The sequence below is a fragment of the Psychrobacter sp. JCM 18902 genome, assembly GCF_904846615.1.
Taxonomy (GTDB): Bacteria; Pseudomonadota; Gammaproteobacteria; order Pseudomonadales; family Moraxellaceae; genus Psychrobacter.
Genome location: NZ_CAJHBK010000001.1, coordinates 288133 through 311276, shown reverse-complemented (window position 1 = coordinate 311276; position 23144 = coordinate 288133). Strand labels below are relative to the sequence as shown.

Here is a 23144-nt window from a genome sequence, read left to right as displayed (position 1 = left end):
CCCTTATTCGTTTCTCATTAACAGCTTCTTCACCCACATACGACGCCTTGAGCCAACAGGAAACAATCTATTCAAGTTAGGAGGCGGGTTACGTTTGAGTGCTTTTTCAATGTATGGCAGCCATTCAAGACCTCTACCCGTTTTAATCATCTCATGACGAATTAACTTCCAATCTATGCTGACAGCCCTGCCCTTTAGAGCCATTGATTTAAAAAGTGATGAGTCCATGGGCTCGCTAAAACATTGAGGGTTATCTATACCTGCAACCAAAAAATTGAGACGCGTCCTAACACATTTCTCACAGCGACCACAGTTGCTATCATGCTTATCTCCAACCCAACAGACACGTAAATTCTCTATACCCAAGGGCCATGCTGAAAGAGTTTGAAGCTTCTCTGAACGACTAAAGCCTGCACCATCATGAATGAGTCTAAAGTCGCCAGAACTTAGCAGCGGGTCAGTGATTGGGTGTGAGCCCCAAGGACTAATTAATACATCATAAGAATCACCACTACCAATGAGCCCAATTCCTGCATATCGTTTCAAGCCGCATAATACTGAGGCAATAGCAGCAGCATGATAGTCTTCCCAGTTGATGTCCCAAAGTCCTCGAATATTTGTTTTCACAATGACCAAATCGATATTGATATCTGCAAGTACTTTTGTCGCTGTTTTTGCTGCACTGGCAAAGCCTTTTGTATCCTCTAAAGGTATATCAAAGCCATGCACAAAAACCCCTGCTTTAATATTTCGTGTGGCGTATCCTGCTCTGCCTGTCGCATGACGATAAGCGGTAAACTGAGCATCAACGCCACCAGAAAATGCAGCAATCGCACCATCTACTTGTACGTCGCTCTCTCTAATACGATCAACTTGTATATCAATCAAAAAATAACGCTCTGGCAACCACTTATTCCAAACATACTGTAGCTCTGTCAGGTTGGCTAATAGCTCCTGCGACACGCTACCATGCACATGAATGGCTGCTCGCATCTGCATCGCGGGCAACAATGTGGCCAGTAAATAAGCATCACAATCATCGTCTTCTGGCATTGGCAAGTTCGCTGGATATACAAACCACAATGCCTTCTCAGTCATTTGCCCGCTAGCTGTTGTCTGTTGCAGCGAACAACAGCGCTTTTGACCGTTTTCATCACTGCGTAAAGGCTGAGGCAACACATCAATATTAAGCATATTTTTTCACCTTTGCTTTAGACCAAGACAGTTGAAGAAAAACCAGCGTCATAACATACCAACGCCGTGAAAAACATAAAATCAATACACGAATGCCGCGGGCTGGATGTCGTTGATAGTAATGCGGCAAACAGTTCTGATAAACGAAAGACTGGCGTATTTTAACTAGCTCTGCACGACGTTTTTTCATGCTGATATGCGCCAAATTATTAAGTAAATATGGCAGCATATGCTCGACATAACTACGAGCAAAGTCTGATAATAGCACCTGCTTTTCAGTAGCACTGATCGACCAATCATGTATCCTGACTCTGGCTGTATAGTCCGCTTCAATGGATTCCAAAAGCCCTGATTTGTATTGTGAGCTTGTTATAGAGGTCGCATTTTCATAGTAGTTGTATGGACAGTCTGGCAGCATCGATAAACGATTCGCTTTGCTTAGACATGCGATATTAAAAATACCATCCTCACCAAATTTGACATCGCTATCGAAACGCAGCTCTGCAATTAAATTTTTGCTATACACCTTGGTGCAAGCGTACCAATATATATGTCTATTCTCTGTCACTCTCAGTTGTAGCATTTCGATATCTTGCCGTGAGTATTCTGCCGCACTATTAGGACGCTCAATAACAGAGCCATCCAGCATCATGCGTTTATGACCAAATGCCAACATCTCGACATCTCGATCTACAGCTTGATCAAAGACAAAATCAAAATACCAATCATCAATGGTGTCATCCGCGTCTATAAAAACGATGTAATTGCCGGTTGCTATATCGAGCCCAGTATTACGAGCCTCTGCCACGCCACCATTTTTTTGATATTTCACCGTAATCCATGTCTTAGCACTCGCCCAGCTATGCAATAGGCTAGCAGTATTATCTTTAGAACCATCGTCAATGACTATCAGCTCAATGTCGTGACTCTTTTTCGCAACGTCAATACTATTAATACAACGATCAATAGTAGCAGCGGCATTGAATGCGGCGATAATAACTGAAATCATAGTGAGCCTCTCAAGTTGAGACTTCTTATACATATCCTTTGTGACATTTAAAGCAGTCAAAAAATGTACCTACTGCTCCACTTCATCGATATGAACAAGACGCCGAAAAGCGACATAAATGATAGATAAACTGAGCAAAACCCCAACAAATGAGAAAAGGGCAATGGCTATCATATCTGACTCAAAAACGTAAAAACCTACATACAGCGCTGCAGCACGAAATACCACTGCAAACACTTCTCTAATCAAAAGGAATCGCTGTAAACGTAATGCTGGCAATGCCGCAGTACTCGCACCAGACACTAAACTGGTCAAAAGCCAAATAGACAGCCACTGCGAATAACTACCTGCCAATGCCCACTCTGCACCGAACACTAAAGAAAAAAGATAATCGCCAAAAACGAACACTGTACCGAATGGCATAATACCTACCACCAATAAAATCAACGTCACTTTTAATAAAAATTGATAAGCCTCAGATGAATTTGCTGTGATGGCACGCGTAATTTTAGGATAGAAAACCTCTCCAACCGCCTGACCTAACAGCATCGCGGGTGCACCAAGCACAAGGACAGCCAACGAATACTGCCCTGCAGAAGAGGCACTAAATAATGACGCTAACAAGATAGTTGGCAACCCCACTGAAGCTGCATTCAGGATACTTTGTGGCATACGATATATCGCAAAATCACGCTGCGATATGGCGGCATGTCGAATACCCTTAGTACCAAACCAATGACGCACATTTAATACACCTACTCTAGGTACACGAAGCATCTGCATGATAAAGTTTGTGAGCTGCCCTGCTATCGTCAATAAAATAAGTAACATCCCTGAAGGTGCTAGCATACCGCCTATCAGCTTACTACTATCTGTCACAAGCTTGCTTTCCACATAAGCTCGAGCTTTCGCTTTAAATAAGCCCACCCTAATAGCAGACTGATCAGCGACAGAAAGAAAAGCACCGACTAATAGCGTTAATGGTATGAGATATAGCATGTTTGGTGTGCTTTCCATACCCATCCAACTTGCCAAATGAAACTTACCGACATAGACAACAATGAATGAGAAGACAGCTATAACCACACTGAGCAATATAGACAATCGGGCAATGGCCGCAGCATCCTCGTCACTGTCTGGCATCACGATTGCATTTGCATAGCCCATAGTGGCAATCGGCGTAATAATACTGACGATAGCAGTAAAGGCAGCAGCGATACCGAAATCCTCAGGTCTGTACAGTCTTGTGAGAAATGGCATAAAAATCATGGCGATGGCCTGTCCAGCAGCAATCCCGCCACCGACCATGACCACATCTCGCACAAAGTGACTGGTTTTCAACCTGTTTATTGTGCTCTGTATCGATGAAAATACTCCAGAGCTCATGACATATTGTCCAATTTAGTGACTCACAGAACTTGTAAGGAATTTATGACAGCGCGCCTCTCTCTATTAACCCATTTCATCTGTCAGTGTGGTATCTACTTTCTCTACCTCGCCATCTTTATCAGATCCTTCTCGGTAACCTTCGACAAAAAACTTAAACTGTGTTTTCAGCCAGACCACATCCTGCTGCTTTGCTTTTTCTGCAAATTCAAATAAAATATTTTCGATATCTTGCAAAGGAAAGCTGTGCTCCATTGCTTGCATAATCAATGGATGAAAAGTAGGTTCGATATTGTCTTCACCAATGATTAACTCCTCGTAGAGCTTTTCACCCGGTCTCAAGCCAGTAAATACGATTTCGATATCGCCATTGGGATTGCTATCATCTTTTAGCTCACAACCTGTCAAACGAATCATACGTTTTGCCAGATCAACAATTTTGACGGGTGCACCCATATCAAGCACAAACACCTCACCACCGAATGCCATCGCACCTGCCTGAATAACCAAACTGGCCGCTTCTGGAATCGTCATAAAATAGCGCGTGATGTCTGGATGAGTGATGGTGATCGGACCGCCTTGCTCAATCTGTTTGGTAAATAACGGCACCACAGAGCCTGATGACCCTAAAACATTGCCAAAACGCACCATGCTAAAACAAGTCTGACTGTTACTTTGGCTCAATCCTTGGCAGACCAACTCAGCCAAGCGTTTGGACGCTCCCATGACATTGGTAGGTCGCACGGCTTTGTCAGTAGAAATCAACACAAAAGTCTCAACGCGGGCCTGTATCGCAGCACGGGCACAATGGTAGGTGCCTTTGGTATTATTGATGGTGCCCTCAAAGGGATTGGACTCAACAATAGGCACATGCTTATAGGCTGCAGCGTGATAAATCGTTTTTATATGGTTTTTTTCGAATATATTGATTAATTTTTTTTCGTTACTGACACTGCCGATAATGCTAATAATCTCAATATTTTGATAATCAGCATCCGCTTTTTTGAGGTTACTAAGTTCTTGATCTATGGTGTATAAAGCATACTCAGACTGTTCATATAGCACTAAGCATTTAGGCTTATTTTTGATGATTTGCCGACACAGCTCACTACCGATTGAACCACCTGCCCCTGTAACGAGAACGTTTTTACCCGTGATGTTTTTTTGTAGCAACTCCGCAACAGGTTCGACTGTTTCTCGTTCGAGCACATCTAATATGTCAACGGGTCGTATATGACTGACAGTTACTATCTCATCAGCAAGCTCACGTAAGCTTGGCAAGTCTTTTATCTTAACGGAGATACCTGACAGACTGTCCATAATCTGTTTTTTACGACCACGGCTCATAGAGGGCATGGCCAAAATCACCTGCGCCACATTGAGTTTTTCTATCAACCACGGAAGCGCGTGAGCTGCATATATTTGTTTGCCATGTAAATAAGCCCCTGTAAGCTGCGGGTCATCATCGATATATGCCACCACATTGTACTGATAAGAATGTCTCAAACTTTCTAGCAACTCTCTACCAGCTTCTCCTGCACCATAAATAATCACATTGTCACAACAGGCATCTGGACGACGGTTTTGACCTGCACCCTGTAGACGTTTCAGTAACGCGCGGATCATGAGCCTACTATTCCACAGCCAAATAAAAAATAGAAATAAAAATATAACGGGGGCTGAGCGCGGTATTATCGCTGATGGACTCAAATAAATGATGACTTGATAAACAATAATAAGTAAAAAAAACAGTTGCAGCACACGACCCATCACTGCATCAAAAAACCCTCGAGAGGCGCTGCGATAAAAACCAATAAGATATAAGCTAGCAACCGGCACGAATGCATAAAAAGCCAACGCTGCAAGACTGATATGAGAGGCCACATAGCCTTGTCGTAGCATCAATGCCAATAATAGGCAAAAGATCGACATGGTAAAATCTATACTAAATAAGAGGGTGCTTTTCGTCAGGCGTGGTAATGACAATAAATACAGAGCCACACGCTTCGACCATTGATTAAAACCACTGGACGATTGATAAGCATTGTTTGACTCTGTTTTTATAAACATAATATCCACCCAATTAAGTTGGTTTGCTTATGAGCGACAACCACGCAAACTAGCGGTTATCTCCATAGGCATAATGATAGTGATAGCTATATTTATCCATAAGACCCTGCTGTACATCATTGAGAATAATGCCATCTACTTGTACATTGGCTTTATTCATTTGCTTGATCGCATAAACCAGTTGCCCTTCTATTGAATGATTAAACTTCGTAACGATGAGTACTTTGTCTGCATGTTGCGCAAGTACCATAGCATCTGACGCCGCCAATATCGGGGGTGAGTCGATGACAATATAATCGTATTGAGTTTTTAATTCTGCCATCAAATGATTGAATTTTTCGCCCATCAATAAGGAGGTAGGATTATGCGGCTGCCGTCCGCGCGGTATGAAATCAATCAACTCCATACCAGTGGGATGAATAAAGCTTTCGACCCCTAAGCTAGAAACCTCACTGTCTGATCGAGTACCATCAATCGGAGAAAAATGCTTTTTATCCTGCAACAAATAATCGGCAAGACCATCATGTTGGCTCATATTAAACATTTTATGCAACTCACCTAAACGCATATCACCATCAATGACTAAGACTTTTTTATTGAGCTGGGCAAATACCTCTGCTAAATTGGCAGCGATAAACGACTTGCCCACACCAGGGCTCTCCCCAGTAATCAATATGACTTGCGCGGGCTGCCCAACCGCTGCCCCCATTGGCATACCAAACATCAAATTGGTTCTTAAGCTTTTGATCGCCTCATAACTCAAACTACTGTGATCAACATGAGCGAGCATGCGAGGGGTGGTATTCTTCTTTTTACTCAACCTCGACAGTAAAGGTGAGCGTGGAATCGTTGCAATGACAGGGATGCCCGTAGTAGTCTCTAAATGCTCTGGATCTTTTACGACATTTCTAACAAGGTTCTTCAAGAGCACCAGCATTAACCCAAACATCATGCCTATCAATGTGGTCAGCATCAGGATTTGTAGTTTATTTGGTGCAATGGCATTAAAGGTACTGGTCGGTGAATCGATAATACGGGCATAGCCGATTTGACCAGCCTTGACGATTTTAAGTTGCTCATAATTTTTGAGCAGCGTCAGATAGATTTCTCGATTGATTGCCGTATCTTCTGATAGCTTTAGAAACTCTCGCTGTATTTCAGGTAGACCTGCAATGGTATTATCTATCTCTCTTGTTCTATTATTGAGCACTTTGAGCTGTTCATTAATTTGGATGACCAGTGGATGTTCTTCGGTATAATAAGTGGTTAGGTCTGCTTTTTTGAGTTTAAGCTCATTGAGCTGCTCATCGATGCGAGACTTCTCATTCAATAACAACTCGGCTTCTTTACCCACATCAATCGTGCCATATTTTTTACGAAAGTCATTAAACAGTGCCTCAGAAGTCTCTAATTTTTCTTTTAATAGAGGGATCTGCGTTTCCATAAAGGCAAGTGTTTTGGTCGTTTCTTCAGAACCGCGAGATTGGTTTTGATCGACGTAAGATCGGACGATCTGATTGAGTATAGTCGTGATTTGCTCTTGGTTGGGACCCGTCATCGACAGCTGAATAATACCCGTTTTTTGACCTTTTTCTTCAACGGATAAGGCGCTGTTGATAGCGTCAGTCGTGGCCTTTATCGTCTGCTTACTAATATTAATTGGGTAACCATCAGCAGGTAACTCTGTGACAGTGATATTAATCTGACCGTCCAACCCTTTGAAATGATGCGCCTGACCAAGCTGACCTTTAAATTCATCAAACCCATTGCTCAAAACAAACCCTGTAGCAGATTTTTTTAGTGTGAAAGGTTGGTTTAAGTACGCTGGTGATACATCAAATTGGCGGACTTTCACTATGCCATTTTTGGTATCAAGTGACACATCATCCGGTGTGTTTAATTGCGTGTAAGTACGATTGCTTTTTATTCTATCAAGATGACCAATATTGGTATCTGTTAGCTTAATGCGCAGGTGCAATCGCTCAACCACTGGCTCCAATATCATACGTGATCTTATCAGCTCTGCTTCTGTCTCCGCTTTGCTGACTTCTGCACCAACCAACTCTGAGATACTCTCACCAAGCGCCTCTATTCCTTGAGTATTTTCTTCAATCTGTATCAGCGCATCTGATTTATAGATGGGATTCACATAGCGGGTATACAAAAGCCCTAGTAAAAGCCCCAATATCGCCATGAGAGCAATGATTTTCCAACCGCGTAACAATACTAAAACCAGCGCCATTAAATCGATGTCGTCATTGTTTTTTTCGCCCGTAGACGTTGATAGGTCTTTTGAATCCATATTATTCATAACCATATACTCATCGCTCAATGTTGATCGTTTAATAGCATTCGCTGAACTTCAACGCTCTAATCGATGGCGCGTCGCTAATCTTGTCAGTCCATTGTTCAAGACTATCGATAATATCTTGTCTACTCTTCTCAAATGCTGAGTCATCCTGCTGATAAGGGTCAGCAATATCTTTATCAAGCCAATGCCCTATTCGAAAGATTTTTCCGCGACAGTGCGGCCACTGACTTTCAATCCATTTGGTTTGGCTGGTTGTCATCGTCAAAATTAAATCTGACTGACTGACTAACGCTTCATCAATTTGCTTGGCGATATGAGCACTGATGTCTATATTATGAGTGGCCATCAATGCAACCGCTTTGGCATCAGCTGCGTGACCTACGAGCGCTGACAGACCAGCAGAGTCGATGTGTTTTCCTGGGTAATATGCCGTTAATATGGCAGCGGCCATCGGGCTGCGGCATATATTGCCAACACAAACAACCAAGATCTGATCAAACGCTCCCATCATTGACTCCTATATCCCTGAAATCACATTGATTGCTGATGTTGAAGGCAGTATGGCGCTGATAATACGATTCCAGCGCGCCAAGCCAGTTGGATCAACATAAAGGATGTCATTGGCTTGCATGTCAAAACGACTGGCCAAGGCAAAACTGGTAATGCTCTGCATGTCGACATAATAAATATTGGTGTATTGATACTTAGGATTATCCCGAACAATATATACTTTGGCCGCATTGGCTGTATTAGAATTCAATCCATTTGACTCACCTAGTACATGCGCTAGGCTTAGCCCTTGCTCAGGAATAGCAACGGGCTCAATTTTGCCAAATTCTCCCAATACATAGACCTTATTGCGGCTTTGGCTATTGACATGAATAGCATCGCCGTCTTGTAAGTATATTTGATTGGCAGACAGCCCCATTTGATTCAATGATTGGATACCGAGCTTGTAACTTTTGCCTTGACGGTTTAATACGATATGGTTTGAATCACCCTTATCAGTCGTACCACCCGCCATAGAAATAGCGCCATATACTGAGATGGGCACATCTGCGATAACAAACTCACCAGACTGCTTGACCTCACCATCCACGAAAAACTTACTACCACGGTAGTTGATGATTTTGACCTGAGGATCTGAGTATTTGAGATAGCGTTGAAGCTTGCTTTGCAAAGTGGCAGTGAACTGCGGCACACTGAGACCGCTGGCTTTGACTCTCCCTATTAAGGAGAATTGTATAAACCCTTGCTGGTCAACGGTCAGACTAGACGTTGAGGCATTAATATCTGGATAATTGGTCAGGATAATATTGAGAACATCCCCTTTAGCAATGCCATAGCTGACACGCCCAGATGTTTTTACTAAATGATATAAATCTCGATCAAGATTGACGGCTTCTTTAGGTGGTAGATTAGCCAAACTCAAAGGTTGAATATAGAATTGTAAACCGTTTTCTGCAGTGAATGTCCCTGACTCAGGTAATTTTCCAGACTGAAGTCCTGAATTTATGGTGCAACTGCTGAGTAATACTGTCAGCAATAAGCAAGACGCACTCGCTATTAAGGAGCGCTTTTGTACAGAAATGAAATATTTATAAACCATAACAGTTACTCATATTTATATTCGTGAATCAAAAATAAGTGCCTTGCTGCTGTCAATATATTCATAAAAAAGGATGTATTTATTGAATATACACCTAAACTATACATAACGCAATATTTATAAACATTGATGTAAGAACAGTTTTTTTAGTTAATTTATTTTACGTAAGCCCTTCTCGTAAATAATGTATAGCGCATATCAATAAAAACAAAAAGACAGAAAAATCTAAATAGGAGGACATATTAAAAGGTGTTAGCAGTATTTTTTAGGGTTCATGCTGCCGAAAATAGAAATTTGGTATTGGTTATGCTGCTTAACTGATCTTAATAATACTTGGAGAACTTACTGTTTTATTAAAAAATAAATATAAGCATTTGTGTGCAAATACCTTACTTTTATAACACCCTAATCAACTTTTGTTTTATAAATCTCTTTTAATTTAGCAAACTTTATTTTATTAATATAAAACGATAAATTGATACCGTTTGTAGATACTGGTTTGCGTGCTAAAGTCATCAAAATAGCGTAGAATAGTCAATCCAATTTTTTACATTGAGAAATGTAAACCCACCGACTCAAGGACATGATTATGAAAGATGAAAAATTACAGAAAGCCCTCGCCCGTATGGGTCTTGGCTCACGTCGTCAAATGGAAGAAGTCATAAAATCAGGGCGTGTTACTGTTAATAACGGACCTGCGACCATTGGTGATCGCGTCGAGCAAGGCGACGAGATTCGCGTTGATGGTCGTCAGATTAAATACACCTCTGAAAACGAGAAGCGTCGCCGTGTTATCGCTTACTACAAACCTGAAGGCGAAGTCTGCTCTGCTAAAGATCCAGAAGGCCGTCCAACCGTTTTTGAGCGTTTACCAAAACTGACTCATGATCGCTGGGTGATGGTTGGTCGCTTGGACATCAATTCAACTGGGCTATTATTGTTTACCAATGATGGTGAGATGGCGCATCGCTTGATGCATCCGTCTGGTGAAGTCACTCGCGAGTACGCAGTACGTGTATTGGGTGAAGTCACGCCTGAGATTGCCCGTGCATTGACGGCTGGCGTCATGCTAGAAGACGGTCTTGCAAAGTTTGAAGATATCAAAGAAGGCGGTGGTGAAGGCGTCAACAAGTGGTATCACGTCCAACTAAAAGAAGGTCGTAATCGCGAAGTGCGTCGTTTGTTTGAATCACAAGGCCTGAAAGTAAGCCGTCTACTACGCACGCGTTACGGTACGATTGCCCTACCAAAAGAGCTACGTACTGGTCGTTTCTTAGAACTCGACAGAAAAGACATCAATACGTTGACCGATCTAGTGAGCTTGCGTCCTCGTTATGGTACGGGTCTGCATGGCGCAGCGAAAGAGAAACAAGAGCGTATCAGAAGCAAGCCGCTTAAAGCGCGTCGCGCTACTGACAGTCGTAGCGATAGCCGCAGTGGTAGCGACAATCGCAACAGCAGCGCGAAGCCTAAAAGTAGTGCTAGCCCTGCCAGCCGTGGTACGCGCAATACTCGTGACCGCAACGACAAGCGTTAATCGCCTGAATGTAAAATGTAGTGTGACTTTGAATCTTCAATAGTTTTAAAGTAGACCACAAAAAAGCTGCCAATGATGAATAATCATTGGCAGCTTTTTTATAGAAATAATATAAAAGGTAGCTATCAACCTGACGACTTATATTTAGCTATCGTGGCTATTAATATAATTCCTCATTACTCGTAGCTCTTGCAACTGCTGACTTTCCATTTGTTCTAATAATCTATCTAGACGCTGCTCGATATTATTAAATACCTGCTGTAATAACTGATTGGCTTCCGCCTTTTTTTCATTATCCGCATTGTCAGTGCTTATATTAATATTCGCTAGATGATGATGACTGGCGAGCATTTCAGGCAGCCTAGTGTGCAACATTTTATTCAATACAAACTGCTGCTCGGTTACGGCAGGCGTTTTATGCTGAGCTTGTAGTGATTTTTGATATGCTTGATAGCGGGTTACTTTTTCATCGATACGTTTTAATTGACGCAGCTGTGGCTCTGACAAATCTTTCAGGTATCTTTTATTTAAGTTTAGTTGCTGCCAACTGAGTTTGGACAATGACAACGGTGCATCATAATCCTGATAAGTGAGTACACCTGGCGAAATACCGACCGCTTTATGCAGCGCATGCCAGCCTTTTTTACCCAAATAAAAGGTGGTGACGGTCGTTACAATGCCAATGCCTATTAAGATGCTCATATACCCTTACTCTTCATCGTTTAATCACACCACTTTGCCTTTACAGTTTAATATTCTCAGCACTCACATTCTTACCAGTTGCGCCAGTTGGATTTTCAATCGCTTTAATTTCTATATCGGTATTAGCACTACTGACACTACTAACATTGCTATCGAGCTTTTGAATATCTGTCGTAGTAGCAGGATTATTAAAGCGTTTTTGTAGATAGCGGTTAGTCGCCAGCAGCTTTTGACCATCTTGGTGATAAGAGGCATTCAATAAATCATCAAACTGAGTATTAATGGTACGTAATACATCTAATAGCGCTTCTTTTCCAGTCACATTAGAGTGCTTAATTTTGGTCGTGTCAGCGCGCGCGCCATCGCCCACATCTAGGTCATGCAAGCGGCGATAGTCAGTCACAGCAAGTGGCACATGCCTGTCCATTAGGTTTTGAATCATAATGTAGGTTTCATTGACCGTGTCTTTATCGTCTATCTTGCCATCATTATTGGTATCGCCATAAATAACCCGCAGCTTCTCCCCTTTTTCATTGATTTGGTCAAGTGCTGTTTTGACTTCAACAGGCAAGCTTTTTTCTGGGATGTAACCCAATTGCGGCATCGCTTTGTACTCAAGCATTTTAGGCGCAGTCATTTTTTTGATACCACGATACCCCAGATATAACCCAGCTACTGGTAACACTCCATATAAAATGAACATGACAAACATCGCAGTAACTTGAGTCATTAGAGTATCCTAATTGTTGAATAAAATGGCTTGGCTAAATGGCTTGGTAAATTTCTTCTTATTTTAAATAGCTTATTATTCTAAATAAGATAGATAGTTATTATTAAACAAAAAAATAAGGCTCTATTAAAGCCCTATATTGTTATGCATTGCGTCGCTTGTGTGAAAACCATGTTAGGGCGTGTCCCCAATTTAATCAAAGCTCTGGATTATGTTAATTTTATAATGCCAATTAACAGCTATTATCTATTAGTAATTAACTTTTTGTCCGGCTTTTGACATAACGGTGCGTTGAAGCCAAACGATTCATCACTGTTTGGTGCAGCTCATCTAACAATTCATCAAGCTCATAATCAATCTCTAAAAACAAATCCGTCAGCATGTCACCTGCCGTCATTTTTCCTTGCACCATACTGTTTTTGGTACGGTGCGGGCTAAAACGCTGTAATTGCTCGTAATGATGTAGGGCTTCTGGAATGCTCTCTGACACCAGCTTATCGATGACAAATTGGCGTTCATTATGCTGCTGTTGTTGCTGCTCATTGAGCTCACTGCTCCACTCACGATAGCGTTTTAACTTACCATTGATACGGTCTAGTATCGCAACCGCCTCGATGGGCATGGCGTTTAGGGTGGCTTCGTCGACCACATCAACAAGCTCAGTCATAATCGGGCAGCGTCCATGTTTGAGATACCATAAAGTATCGGGGTCAAAAGGTGGTCTATTGGTCGGGCGCATCTGAGCGCGATTGGACAGGTAGCGATCAGTCAATGGTGTCGGCGTTCTGATATCACTCACTTGCGCCAAAGCATCACAAATACGTTCGCTGCGCTCAGGCGGCGTCAGTACAGAACGCTGACTGACAGCTTGATCGTTTTTATCATTGTTTTTACTACTATTATCAGTCACCTCTATATCTTGACTGATAGCCATCTCCTGAGCATTTTTGGCTGCTAGCGTTGGCAGGTCATCTTGAGCTTGCCCAAATGACTTTAGCATTCTTGTCAGACTTACCACCATGACCTACCTTGCCCCTCGTCCCGTGCACGCTTATTGCGCTCGTATTGCATAGATTTATCCAATAGCGTATCTTAACAGCTTTTTACCGCTCTGCCAGTAAGCAAAATGTCAACACCTCTCATCCGCCCCCTGCTAAGCACACTATTATGAATGCGACCGACTACACCTCTGGATTCTTACTTGGGCTATCGCTCATCATCGCGATTGGCTCACAAAACGCCTTTGTACTCAAACAAGGACTCAAACGCGAGCACATATTTTTTGTCTGCTTATTTTGCGCGGTCAGTGATGCGCTATTAATCTCTGCGGGCGTTGGCGGTTTTGGCGCGGTCACGGCGCAATATCCGCAAGTGGTCAATATCGCAAAATTCGCTGGTGTTGTATTTTTGCTAGGCTATGGATTGCAGAGCTTATATGCCAGTGTGCGCGTCACACATGCACTCACCGTCGAGGGACAAGTCGTCACCAGCTTAAAAAAAGCCCTGTTATTATGTTTTGGCTTTACTTGGCTCAACCCACACGTCTACTTAGATACATTGGTACTCGTTGGCATGGTTTCAACAGGTGCTAGTAGTAAGCTGTCATTTGCAGTCGGTGCAGTCAGCGCCTCATTCTTTTTCTTTTTTGCGTTGGGTTATGGGGCACGATTACTCAAACCATTATTTGCCAAACCAAAAGCGTGGAATATACTCGATGCTTTGGTAGGGATACTGATGTTGTATTTGGCGTGGCACTTATATAGTAGTTAGTATTGCTTCAATATTTTATATTCATGCACCAAAATCGTTCGTCAGTGGTTTTATAGCACCAAGTTAGAACTTATTATAAGGGTAGAATAAAGATTTTTTGAATATGGTGCGTAAATGAGCGCTTTTTTTGGATTGGTATAGAACTTGCCTTAATCAAAAAGCAGTTATGAAATTGTTGCTTTTAAAAAATTAAGGATATGATTTATGTTGAAAAGAACGGCTTTATCTCTACTTATTTTAAGCACGTTTACTTTATCGTTTGCCAATGCAGAAGACTTCCAAGTGCTAAAGGAAATAACAAATAAGCCCACGCAACTAAAAGAGGGCAAATACCAAGGTAACTATTATGTGCCTTCCACCCTACAAACCATCAGCTGGGGCTATTTACCTAATAGAGACGCCAAGCCTGTTTTGAGCGTACCATCTGGCAGTCGTGTTACCTTCGATACGGTTTCTCATGAGGGGTTACTCGAAGATCAAGGACGTGATGCAGAAAAATACTTTAAGTCAAAAGGCGTCAAAGCTGACTATGTTTTGGATGAAGCAAAAAAGATTACAGGCTCCAGCTTAGAGCATGATTTTCATAAAGACGGACCACATATTGTGACGGGGCCGCTTGCAATACAAGGCGCCATGCCAGGTGACATTTTAAAAGTAGAAGTTATTAAAATTGAACCTCGTGTGCCCTATGGTGTTATCTCTAATCGCCATGGTAAAGGGACATTAGTTGGAGAGTTTCCAAAAAAATCACAGCAAAAAAATGCCTCTAAAGATCATCCCGAACGCTTTGGTAATGTCTCTGTTTTTACGCCTATAGAAAAAAATGCTAACGGTGATTATGAAGGTATTATCAAGACAGAATCTGGTAAGTCTATTCGCTTTCCACTCAATCCATTCATGGGCCTGATGGGTGTGGCGTCCAATACTTCAGAACTGGTACATTCTGTTCCTCCTGCAATACACGGCGGTAATATGGACATCAATGATTTAGGCGATGGTTCAACGGTATATTATCCTGTGCAAGTTCCTGGCGCACTCTTCTATACAGGCGACAGTCATTTTGCTCAAGGAGATGGCGAAGTCGCACTCACCGCACTCGAAGCCTCAGCCCGTGCTACCTTTAAGTTTACATTACTAAAAGCTGGTAAAGATAAAATACCTGGTAAGACATTGTCACAACCACTGGGTGAAAATGCTGAATTTTGGATTACGCCGGGTTTAGATGAAGACTTGGATGAAGCCATGAAAAAATCGACTCGTGAAGCCATTGGTTTTTTAAATAGAGAGTATGGTATTGATGAAGCGTTGGCTTATGCTTATTTAAGTGCGGCGACCGACTTTGAGGTGTCACAAGTCGTCGATAAAACGAAAGGTATCCACGCAAAAATTCGTAAAGCGGATTTCAAAGAGTTTAGTGAAGAGTAAGTGAAACAAGCGTCTCTCATACGACAATAGCAAGCACTTAACGCAGGTAGATTATCTGGAGGCTAAGTGCTTGTTTTTACACTAAATCAGGAAATAAAGTGCGTAAGCCATTAACGATAATTTCGATAGAAACTGCCGCCAATAACATCCCCATAATTCGGCTCATGATGTTCAATCCAGTATCACCCAGCAAGCGACTGATACGACCTGCCGCCATCAATGCTAGATAGCAAAACAGACTGATAAATAAACCAGCAATCAATATGGCAGATATCTGCAAAATACCAGAGACTTGTGAAGAATAAATAATCACCGTCGAGATACCACCTGGTCCAATCATCATTGGAATAGCGATAGGCACAACCGCTGCTGCCATGGTGGGCGGCGCGTCTTGTACATGGTCAACATCGAAGTTTTCTTGATCGGGCTTCACGGGATTACCGTCGCCATTCATCATATTAAGAGCAATCAAAAACACCAAGATACCACCTGCCAGCTGAAACGAGCCGATAGAAATACCAAGTGCTTTTAGTAATGTCTCGCCTGCTACCGTAAAGAAACTAATAGTGATAAAAATCGTCAAACAAGCAACACGCGCCACTTTGCGTCGATTATTCATCGAATAACCACGGGTCAAATCCAAAAATAACGTCAAAGCGCTAAAGGGATTAATCAGTACCATAAAGGCTAAGATTATCTTGATGATTTCAGTATTCACTGAGCGCTCGCTTGTCTATTAGTCAAATCGGGCAAAAAGATAAGGTCATCGTGCAAGTACAACGATGACCCAATAGTTGGTTGAAAATGTCATTGTATCATAGGCAGATAAGCTAATTAAATCATTAACTTTGCTTAACTTTCTGACAGCAGACTATCTATAAAAACAGATACTTAACATTGACCAGTCAACCGTCATTTGGCGGGTAGATAAGCTGATGAAGACTAACGGTTAAAAAAGGCATGTTGAACATTATGCGCTAAAATCAAGACCGATATCTAATGCCGTGGTACTGTGCGTCAAATAACCCATGGCAATAAAATCAACACCCGTTTTTGCTGCTGCTTGCACCGTTTCAGGAGTAATACCACCTGAAGCTTCTGTTCTAGCACGACCTTTACACATCGTTACTGCCTGCGCTAGTATTTCAGGGGACATATTATCTAATAGCACCAAGCTCACACCAGCATCTAATGCTTGCGCTAGCTGCTCTAAAGTATCCACTTCTACTTCGATGGGAATTAAATGCCCAGCGAAGTTTTGCGCTTGTTTAATCGCAGTCTTGATATCACCAGCGATAGCAATATGATTGTCTTTGATTAAAATAGCATCATCCAGTCCCAAACGATGGTTGCGCCCGCCGCCGCAGCGTACCGCGTACTTTTGTACAATGCGCAAGCCAGGAATGGTCTTACGTGTACAAGTAATTTGCGCAGGATACTCTGCAACGCTATCTACAATTTTTCTGGTATCTGTCGCAATGCCACTCAAGTGGGTCATAAAATTGAGCGCGGTACGTTCTGCTGTCAGTAAATGGCGCGCATTACCACGCACACTAGCCAAGACTGTACCTGCATCAACCCATTCACCATCAGCAACTTGAGCCACAAACTCAATCTGAGGATCAACCATGGCAAACGATAAACGTGCCAAATCCATACCACATATCACGCCTGCTTGCCGCGCTTTAATCTCTAGCTTTGCTTGCATATCGGCTGGAATGGTGGCTTGTGATGTGACATCTCCGCGTCTGCCCAAATCCTCAGTTAGCGCAGCTTCAACCAAAGGTCTAAGCAATACATCATCCAATGCTGGTTCTTTTTTAACTGTCATCTTTAACCCTTAAATAAACGTGGCGTTCATATATGCTTATGCAATTAAACTCAAAATGAGCATAAATATAGCGTAAAGTTAACAGCCTCGCAAGGAACCGTCATCATTTTGGGCAGCCGACAGGGTTTTATAGTCATAAAAATAAAGATAGCAAGGTAGTCTATTAACTCCTATTTACGCTTAGGCAACTTACTATCCATCAATAAGCTTTGTAGTTCAATATCATGACGAAATCGATAAAGCTTGGCAGGGCGACCACGTTGGGCACTACTACTCTGCCCTGTCTCCATCACAAGTTTTTGTGAATCTAGCAAACGACGGAAATTTTGCTTGTGCAAGCGCACTCCTGAGAGCGCTTCTACGCTTTGTTGTAATTGTGACAAGGTAAATACATCTGGCATCAAGCCAAAAATAAGCGGTCGGTACTCAATTTTGGCACGCAGCCGTGAAATAGCTGTTGCAATCACTCGGCGATGATCATAATACATCGGCACACCAATGAGCTGTGACCAGTTTTCAGGTAGCTTATTCTGATGGCTCGGTTGGCGAGCGCTTTGATGAACGCTTTGATGATTCATTGAATAGCTGGGTGGATAGTTTGGTGCTTCCGGTATCAGCCCCGCTTCATACAGCATCTCATAGCGCAGTAACACATGCTCAGCGACCCACTCTCTATTTTCATAATGCTCATAGGCTATGTATTCATTATCCGCATTTTCACTTGTGGGCATATCACCCACTAAGAGCGCTTCACTTACACCCCAACATAGACCAATACGCTGACGGCGGCGCTGCTGAATGCCTGAATCTTTAGCGCTATCTGCCCAACTCAATAATGCTGGCACAATATTATTCATAATGATGCTAGGTATGCCATCCAAATGATTTTCCCAAGGAAAGTAATCATACCAATCGCGCCACAATGCTTGGCTTTGTAGCTGCGGCGTTTGTGTCTCTTGCACCAGTCCCAAATAGCTCACGTAGACCAGTGCGTGACCATCAACATTGCGCCTATTGGTATCGACAAAGGTATAGAGTTGCTCCAAATAACCAAGTGGTTGCTGTGTTTGCTCCTCAACCCATTGGCGCACACCCGCTTGCAATGAGCGATGCAACGGCATCAATGGACCATTGGGTAACAGCTTTCCTTGATCAACGGTTAAGACCCGAGCGGTATGCTCAGTAATGGCGACTAGCACGGCCACGACTTCTGTGGTGCCACTACCTTGCTGATGCGCGTGTGAATAAGACAACGTCATGACTTTAGTGATTACCTTTTATTTTAATTATTAAATAAAGCTCAACTGCTAAGCTGTTGACCATTTGCTCAGTATAGCTTGAATCAACGATTATCATAGTTCGTGGTTGTAATTATATAAAATGAGTCTTTATAAATCATAAATGTACAAATCATAAATGTATAAAAAATACTTGTATTTATGCTCAAAATGAGCATAATTAAAATATCTGACTAGCCAACGATATTAATTGACTTATTTTTAGCGGCATATTGCTTGTCGTTACTGCCTAAAAGGTTTGCATTTATGAAAACTTATCCTTACGACGCGCCCATCATGAGCAATGACAATCGTATTGCTACTCAAATGAATATTGAATATGCCAAAGCTAAAATGCCAGCAGACTTGCCGCGTGCTGAACGTCTCATAGTCGAGGAAAACATTAAACAGCTATTAAATGCGCATAATGCAGTATTGGTCGCCCATTATTATGTCGACCCCTTTATTCAGGATTTGGCATTGGCAACGGGCGGCTGTGTGGGTGATTCGCTGGAGATGGCACGCTTTGGGCAAGCGCATAGCGCCCAGACCTTAGTGGTCGCTGGCGTCCGCTTCATGGGTGAGTCGGCAAAAATTTTAAGTATGGAAAAAACAGTACTGATGCCAGACCTAGAAGCCGAGTGTTCGCTTGATTTGGGCTGCCCTGCTGACGAGTTTTCCGCATTTTGTGATGCTCACCCTGAGCGTACGGTCGTCGTTTACGCCAATACCAGCGCCGCCGTCAAAGCCCGTGCCGATTGGGTGGTGACGTCATCGGTTGGCATCGACATCATTCGCCATTTGCATGCTAATGATGAGAAAATCATCTGGGGTCCTGACCGTCATTTGGGCAAATATATTGCTACTGAGACGGGTGCAGATATGCTGCTTTGGCAAGGCTCGTGCCTCGTGCACAATGAATTTAAAGCAACTGAGCTCATGCAACTTAAAAAGGAACACCCAAATGCCAAAGTATTGGTGCATCCTGAATCCCCTGATAGCGTGGTGGCGCTCGCCGATGTGGTTGGCTCGACCAGTAAGCTATTGCAATCGACTCATGAGATGGATGCCGATACCTTTATTGTCGCCACCGATTTGGGTATTTTGCACGAAATGCAAAAGCGCTCGCCAAATAAGCGTTTTTTGGCTGCACCTACTGCAGGTGAAAGCGCCAGTTGTAAGAGTTGCGCGTTTTGCCCATGGATGGCAATGAATGGTCTAAAAGGTATTGAACAATGCTTGACGCAGCGCAGCGGTGAAGTTTTGATGACGCCTGAGCTGGCAGTCGCGGCTAGAAAACCCTTGCAACGCATGCTTGACTTTGCCGAAACGCAGAAGCAACGTGTGGCAACGAGCGGCGATATTGTCAAAGACCGTGAGTTATTTGCCAATGTCGGGGCTGCCTAATATGAGCGCGGCATTGACAGCGGAATCATTAGGTCTCGATAGCCCTTCTGCTATGGTACAAACGGATGTGCTTATCATCGGCGCGGGATTAGCAGGCTTAAGCACAGCTCTAGCATTACCAAAATCGCTAAACATTACCATATTGAGCAAAGCCGCCTTAGAGATTTGCTCCAGTCATTATGCCCAAGGTGGTATCGCAGCAAGCTTGGATAAAGAAGACTCTGTTGCTGACCATATCGCCGATACCCTAATCGCTGGCGCAGGGTTATGCGAAGCTAGTAATACCAGTCGCATTTTGAGTGCTGGGCAACAGGCCGTTCAATGGCTATGTGAGCAAGGCGTGCCTTTTACCCAAATACCGCAACAAGATAATGCAAAACCTGTCACCAAACTACAGACTGAACTACAAACTACTGACTTACATTTAACCAGAGAAGGCGGGCATGGTTGCAGGCGGGTCGCACATGCGGATGATGCGACTGGTCGACACATTATGGAAGCCTTGACTATAAAGGCGCAAAACGCTGCCAATATCACTATTTTGCCTTATCATGAAGCGCTGAGCCTTTTAACAAACAGTGCCAATCCAAATAACCAGTGCCAAGGGGCGCAAGTTTTTGATCATAATAATCAACGACAGCTGACTTTTTATAGTCACGCAGTCGTCTTAGCCAGTGGCGGTTTAGGACAACTATTCAAGCGAGCCAGTGCACCAAATGTCTGTGTTGGCGATGGGGTTATGATGGCGTGGCAAGCAGGCTGCCGCTTAGCAAATTTAGAATTTATCCAATTTCATCCGACGGGCTTAGCAGTGGCAGACAGCAGTTTTTTAATATCTGAAGCCTTACGCGGTGAAGGGGGGCATCTGACCTGTCCACAAACCGGTGCGCGCTTTATGTTGGAAATTGATGAGCGGGCAGAATTGGCACCGCGCGATATCGTCGCTCGCGCCATCGCTGAGCAGATCAGTAATAACGGACTTGGCTACGTACATTTAGATGTCAGTCATTTGCCAGAGCAATTTTTACGGGAGCATTTCCCACAGATTTATCAAACATTATTCAACCTCGGCATTGATATGACTAGGGAACCTATCCCCGTTGCCCCGACTGCGCATTATAGTTGCGGTGGCGTGGTTACTGACGCCAATGGTGTAACCGATTTGATAGGTTTATATGCCGCAGGCGAAGTGGCATATACAGGTTTGCATGGTGCTAATCGCTTAGCAAGTAATTCACTTTTAGAATGCGTAGTCGTTGGGCGCAATATCGCCGCTGACTTACCGCGATATTTAAAAGCATTAGAAAATCTAAATCACGTTACCAGTTATGATCACTCGAACTTATTAGCAACTGCCATTTGGACAGCACCAACGCTCAAAGATATTCAAACTATTAAGCTTCCTTCTTCTCCTACCATTCTATTTAATTCATCGCATTGTGATAATGATATTGTTACCAACGATCATGCTGGCAAAATAGTCACAGAATTAAAAGTTTTAATGACCTCCTATATGGGTATCACTCGAAATGCCGAATCATTAGAGCAAATATTAATACAGATACAGCAATGGCAACAGTGGCTTGAAAAAATCAGGTTAAATCAGTCCAGTATGGGTACTTTAGATGGCACTATCACTGCTGATGAGCTGACACTATTTCAATTAGCACGACAATTACAATTAGCGACCTTGATTATTCAATCTGCTTATCAGCGTTATGAGAGTCGCGGTGGTCACTATCGTCAAGACTATCCACATTTGGCATCCACACCTCGAACCAGTGTGATTGTGCCATTATCGAAGTTGAGAGAAGCTGACAAAACAGGCAGCAAAGAGGGTGGCATTGATTGGCTGCTTTAGCCTATAATCGATGACACAGAGGCTAGAGTGGTAAATACAATTGCTAACATCTAACAGCAATTGGAGGCTGCCACTTTAGCCATGAAAGACGGTAATTCACCGTTTTCTATTGAACTCAAAGTGCTAAAAACATGGCTTCTGATTTACGGTTTGTGATCGTTCTAATGCTAGTCGTCAGTTCGGTTTGGGCGATGCTTGCCCTACCTCGCTTACGGCAGCGCTTACCGAAAATCTATTTGATCGCCCGCTCATGGTGGCTCATGTTAGCGGCACTTTGCCTTTGTTATGTTATCGCTAAGATAACGGATAATAACCAACCCTCACAGCCTACTACCTACCCCTACCAATGGCTGCTCATCGCTTTTTTCATCTTGATTGGTCTGCGTGGCTGCTACGAGATTAAACGCTTATGGTGTCTGCGCAACAAAGCTGTGTTGATTGAGAAACTGCAAGCGCGCGGTCTACAACCCAAGATATTGCCTTTTAGCCAAACATCTTCCCATTCTACTCCAGCTTATACGCGTCTAAATCGGTTAGACCTAGTCTTTAGCTTTGCTTTTATCACACTGATTGTCAGTCTCATTGCTTTACAACAATTAATCTGGCAGCGCGAACAGTATGGCGTTTTATTTTTTGTGTTATTCGCCAGTCAATTTAATGATATTGCCCAGTATTTATGTGGACGATTGCTTGGTCACAAACTGTTTAAGCGTGGTCTTGCCCCAATTATTAGCCCGAATAAAAGTATCGAAGGCGCTCTTTTCGGCAGTATGCTAGCAGCGATATTGGCAACGTTATTAGGCATTTGGCTCACGCCTTTTAACTGGTGGATTTGCTTATTAGCTGCTTACGGCTTAGCGGTCAGTGGTATCGCTGGAGATTTATTAGAGTCCGCCTTTAAACGTCAGCATGGGGTGAAAGACACGGGTACGATGCTCGCCGGACATGGCGGCGTATTAGACAGAGTAGATAGCTTGCTCATTGGCGTGCCGCTATTTACCTTGTTTTATTGGCTGCTTGGGTAA

The 23144-nt window shown here is 43.0% G+C and carries 19 protein-coding genes; 6 read left to right on the top strand and 13 right to left on the bottom strand.

The features are described 5' to 3' along the window. Nucleotides 1-3: 3 nt before the first annotated feature. The 7 genes from JMY05_RS01365 to JMY05_RS01335 form a co-directional block, all read right to left on the bottom strand. Nucleotides 4-1194 (bottom strand): hypothetical protein, encoded by a 1191-nt coding sequence (locus tag JMY05_RS01365; protein WP_201613970.1) that lies wholly within the window; start codon nt 1192-1194, stop codon nt 4-6. Then, complete coding sequence (locus JMY05_RS01360) at nt 1187-2203, bottom strand: glycosyltransferase family 2 protein (RefSeq protein ID WP_201613968.1); 1017 nt, start codon at nt 2201-2203, stop codon at nt 1187-1189. Before JMY05_RS01360 ends, JMY05_RS01365 begins: the two co-directional genes overlap by 8 nt. 69 nt (nt 2204-2272) lie before the next feature. After that, a complete protein-coding gene (locus tag JMY05_RS01355; RefSeq protein ID WP_201613966.1) occupies nt 2273-3589 on the bottom strand; it encodes an oligosaccharide flippase family protein in 1317 nt (438 codons plus the stop codon). 66 nt (nt 3590-3655) lie between these two features. Further along, on the bottom strand, nt 3656-5659 hold the full coding sequence (locus JMY05_RS01350; RefSeq protein WP_201613964.1) for a nucleoside-diphosphate sugar epimerase/dehydratase: 2004 nt from the start codon (nt 5657-5659) through the stop codon (nt 3656-3658). Between the two features lie 49 nt (nt 5660-5708). Further along, nucleotides 5709-7970 (bottom strand): polysaccharide biosynthesis tyrosine autokinase, encoded by a 2262-nt coding sequence (locus JMY05_RS01345; RefSeq protein ID WP_227678067.1) that lies wholly within the window; start codon nt 7968-7970, stop codon nt 5709-5711. Between the two features lie 31 nt (nt 7971-8001). Further along, nucleotides 8002-8481, bottom strand: a complete 480-nt coding sequence (locus tag JMY05_RS01340; RefSeq protein ID WP_227678066.1) for a low molecular weight protein-tyrosine-phosphatase — start codon at nt 8479-8481, stop codon at nt 8002-8004. 6 nt (nt 8482-8487) lie between these two features. Then, nucleotides 8488-9579 carry a polysaccharide biosynthesis/export family protein gene (locus tag JMY05_RS01335; RefSeq protein ID WP_045444808.1) on the bottom strand — a complete coding sequence of 364 codons (1092 nt, stop codon included), beginning with the start codon at nt 9577-9579 and terminating at the stop codon, nt 8488-8490. A gap of 589 nt (nt 9580-10168) precedes the next feature. On the opposite strand from JMY05_RS01335, the gene rluB reads away from it, so the two are divergent. Beyond that, entirely contained in the window at nt 10169-11116 is a 948-nt protein-coding gene (gene rluB / locus JMY05_RS01330; protein WP_045444804.1) for a 23S rRNA pseudouridine(2605) synthase RluB, read from the top strand. 144 nt (nt 11117-11260) lie between these two features. Here rluB and JMY05_RS01325 read toward each other — a convergent pair whose 3' ends face one another. The 3 genes from JMY05_RS01325 to JMY05_RS01315 all read right to left on the bottom strand — a co-directional run bounded on the left by JMY05_RS01325 (nt 11261) and on the right by JMY05_RS01315 (nt 13548). Further along, complete coding sequence (locus JMY05_RS01325; RefSeq protein ID WP_045444801.1) at nt 11261-11818, bottom strand: hypothetical protein; 558 nt, start codon at nt 11816-11818, stop codon at nt 11261-11263. A 40-nt stretch (nt 11819-11858) separates the two neighbouring features. Then, nucleotides 11859-12548 (bottom strand): hypothetical protein, encoded by a 690-nt coding sequence (locus JMY05_RS01320; RefSeq protein WP_045444798.1) that lies wholly within the window; start codon nt 12546-12548, stop codon nt 11859-11861. A gap of 256 nt (nt 12549-12804) precedes the next feature. Next, a complete protein-coding gene (locus tag JMY05_RS01315; protein WP_045444795.1) occupies nt 12805-13548 on the bottom strand; it encodes a hypothetical protein in 744 nt (247 codons plus the stop codon). A 167-nt stretch (nt 13549-13715) separates the two neighbouring features. Between JMY05_RS01315 and JMY05_RS01310 the strand changes: the two genes are divergently transcribed. Both JMY05_RS01310 and JMY05_RS01305 read left to right on the top strand, forming a co-directional pair. Continuing rightward, entirely contained in the window at nt 13716-14318 is a 603-nt protein-coding gene (locus JMY05_RS01310; protein WP_045444793.1) for a LysE/ArgO family amino acid transporter, read from the top strand. Between the two features lie 204 nt (nt 14319-14522). Then, a complete protein-coding gene (locus tag JMY05_RS01305; protein ID WP_045444790.1) occupies nt 14523-15743 on the top strand; it encodes an acetamidase/formamidase family protein in 1221 nt (406 codons plus the stop codon). A 76-nt stretch (nt 15744-15819) separates the two neighbouring features. Here JMY05_RS01305 and JMY05_RS01300 read toward each other — a convergent pair whose 3' ends face one another. The 3 genes from JMY05_RS01300 to JMY05_RS13810 form a co-directional block, all read right to left on the bottom strand. Then, complete coding sequence (locus tag JMY05_RS01300; RefSeq protein WP_201613960.1) at nt 15820-16461, bottom strand: MarC family protein; 642 nt, start codon at nt 16459-16461, stop codon at nt 15820-15822. Between the two features lie 252 nt (nt 16462-16713). Further along, nucleotides 16714-17574 (bottom strand): carboxylating nicotinate-nucleotide diphosphorylase, encoded by an 861-nt coding sequence (nadC, locus tag JMY05_RS01295; RefSeq protein WP_045444787.1) that lies wholly within the window; start codon nt 17572-17574, stop codon nt 16714-16716. 170 nt (nt 17575-17744) lie between these two features. Continuing rightward, complete coding sequence (locus tag JMY05_RS13810; protein ID WP_045444784.1) at nt 17745-18833, bottom strand: NUDIX hydrolase; 1089 nt, start codon at nt 18831-18833, stop codon at nt 17745-17747. Between the two features lie 285 nt (nt 18834-19118). Between JMY05_RS13810 and nadA the strand changes: the two genes are divergently transcribed. From nadA to JMY05_RS01275, 3 genes are all read left to right on the top strand, one after another. After that, nucleotides 19119-20258, top strand: coding sequence for a quinolinate synthase NadA (gene nadA / locus JMY05_RS01285; protein ID WP_201613958.1), 1140 nt, complete (start codon nt 19119-19121; stop codon nt 20256-20258). A 1-nt stretch (nt 20259) separates the two neighbouring features. Beyond that, on the top strand, nt 20260-22119 hold the full coding sequence (gene nadB, locus JMY05_RS01280; RefSeq protein ID WP_201615309.1) for an L-aspartate oxidase: 1860 nt from the start codon (nt 20260-20262) through the stop codon (nt 22117-22119). Nucleotides 22120-22250: 131 nt separating this feature from the next. Beyond that, the gene (locus JMY05_RS01275; protein WP_201613956.1) at nt 22251-23144 is read left to right on the top strand and encodes a phosphatidate cytidylyltransferase; all 894 of its coding nucleotides are present in this window, start codon (nt 22251-22253) and stop codon (nt 23142-23144) included.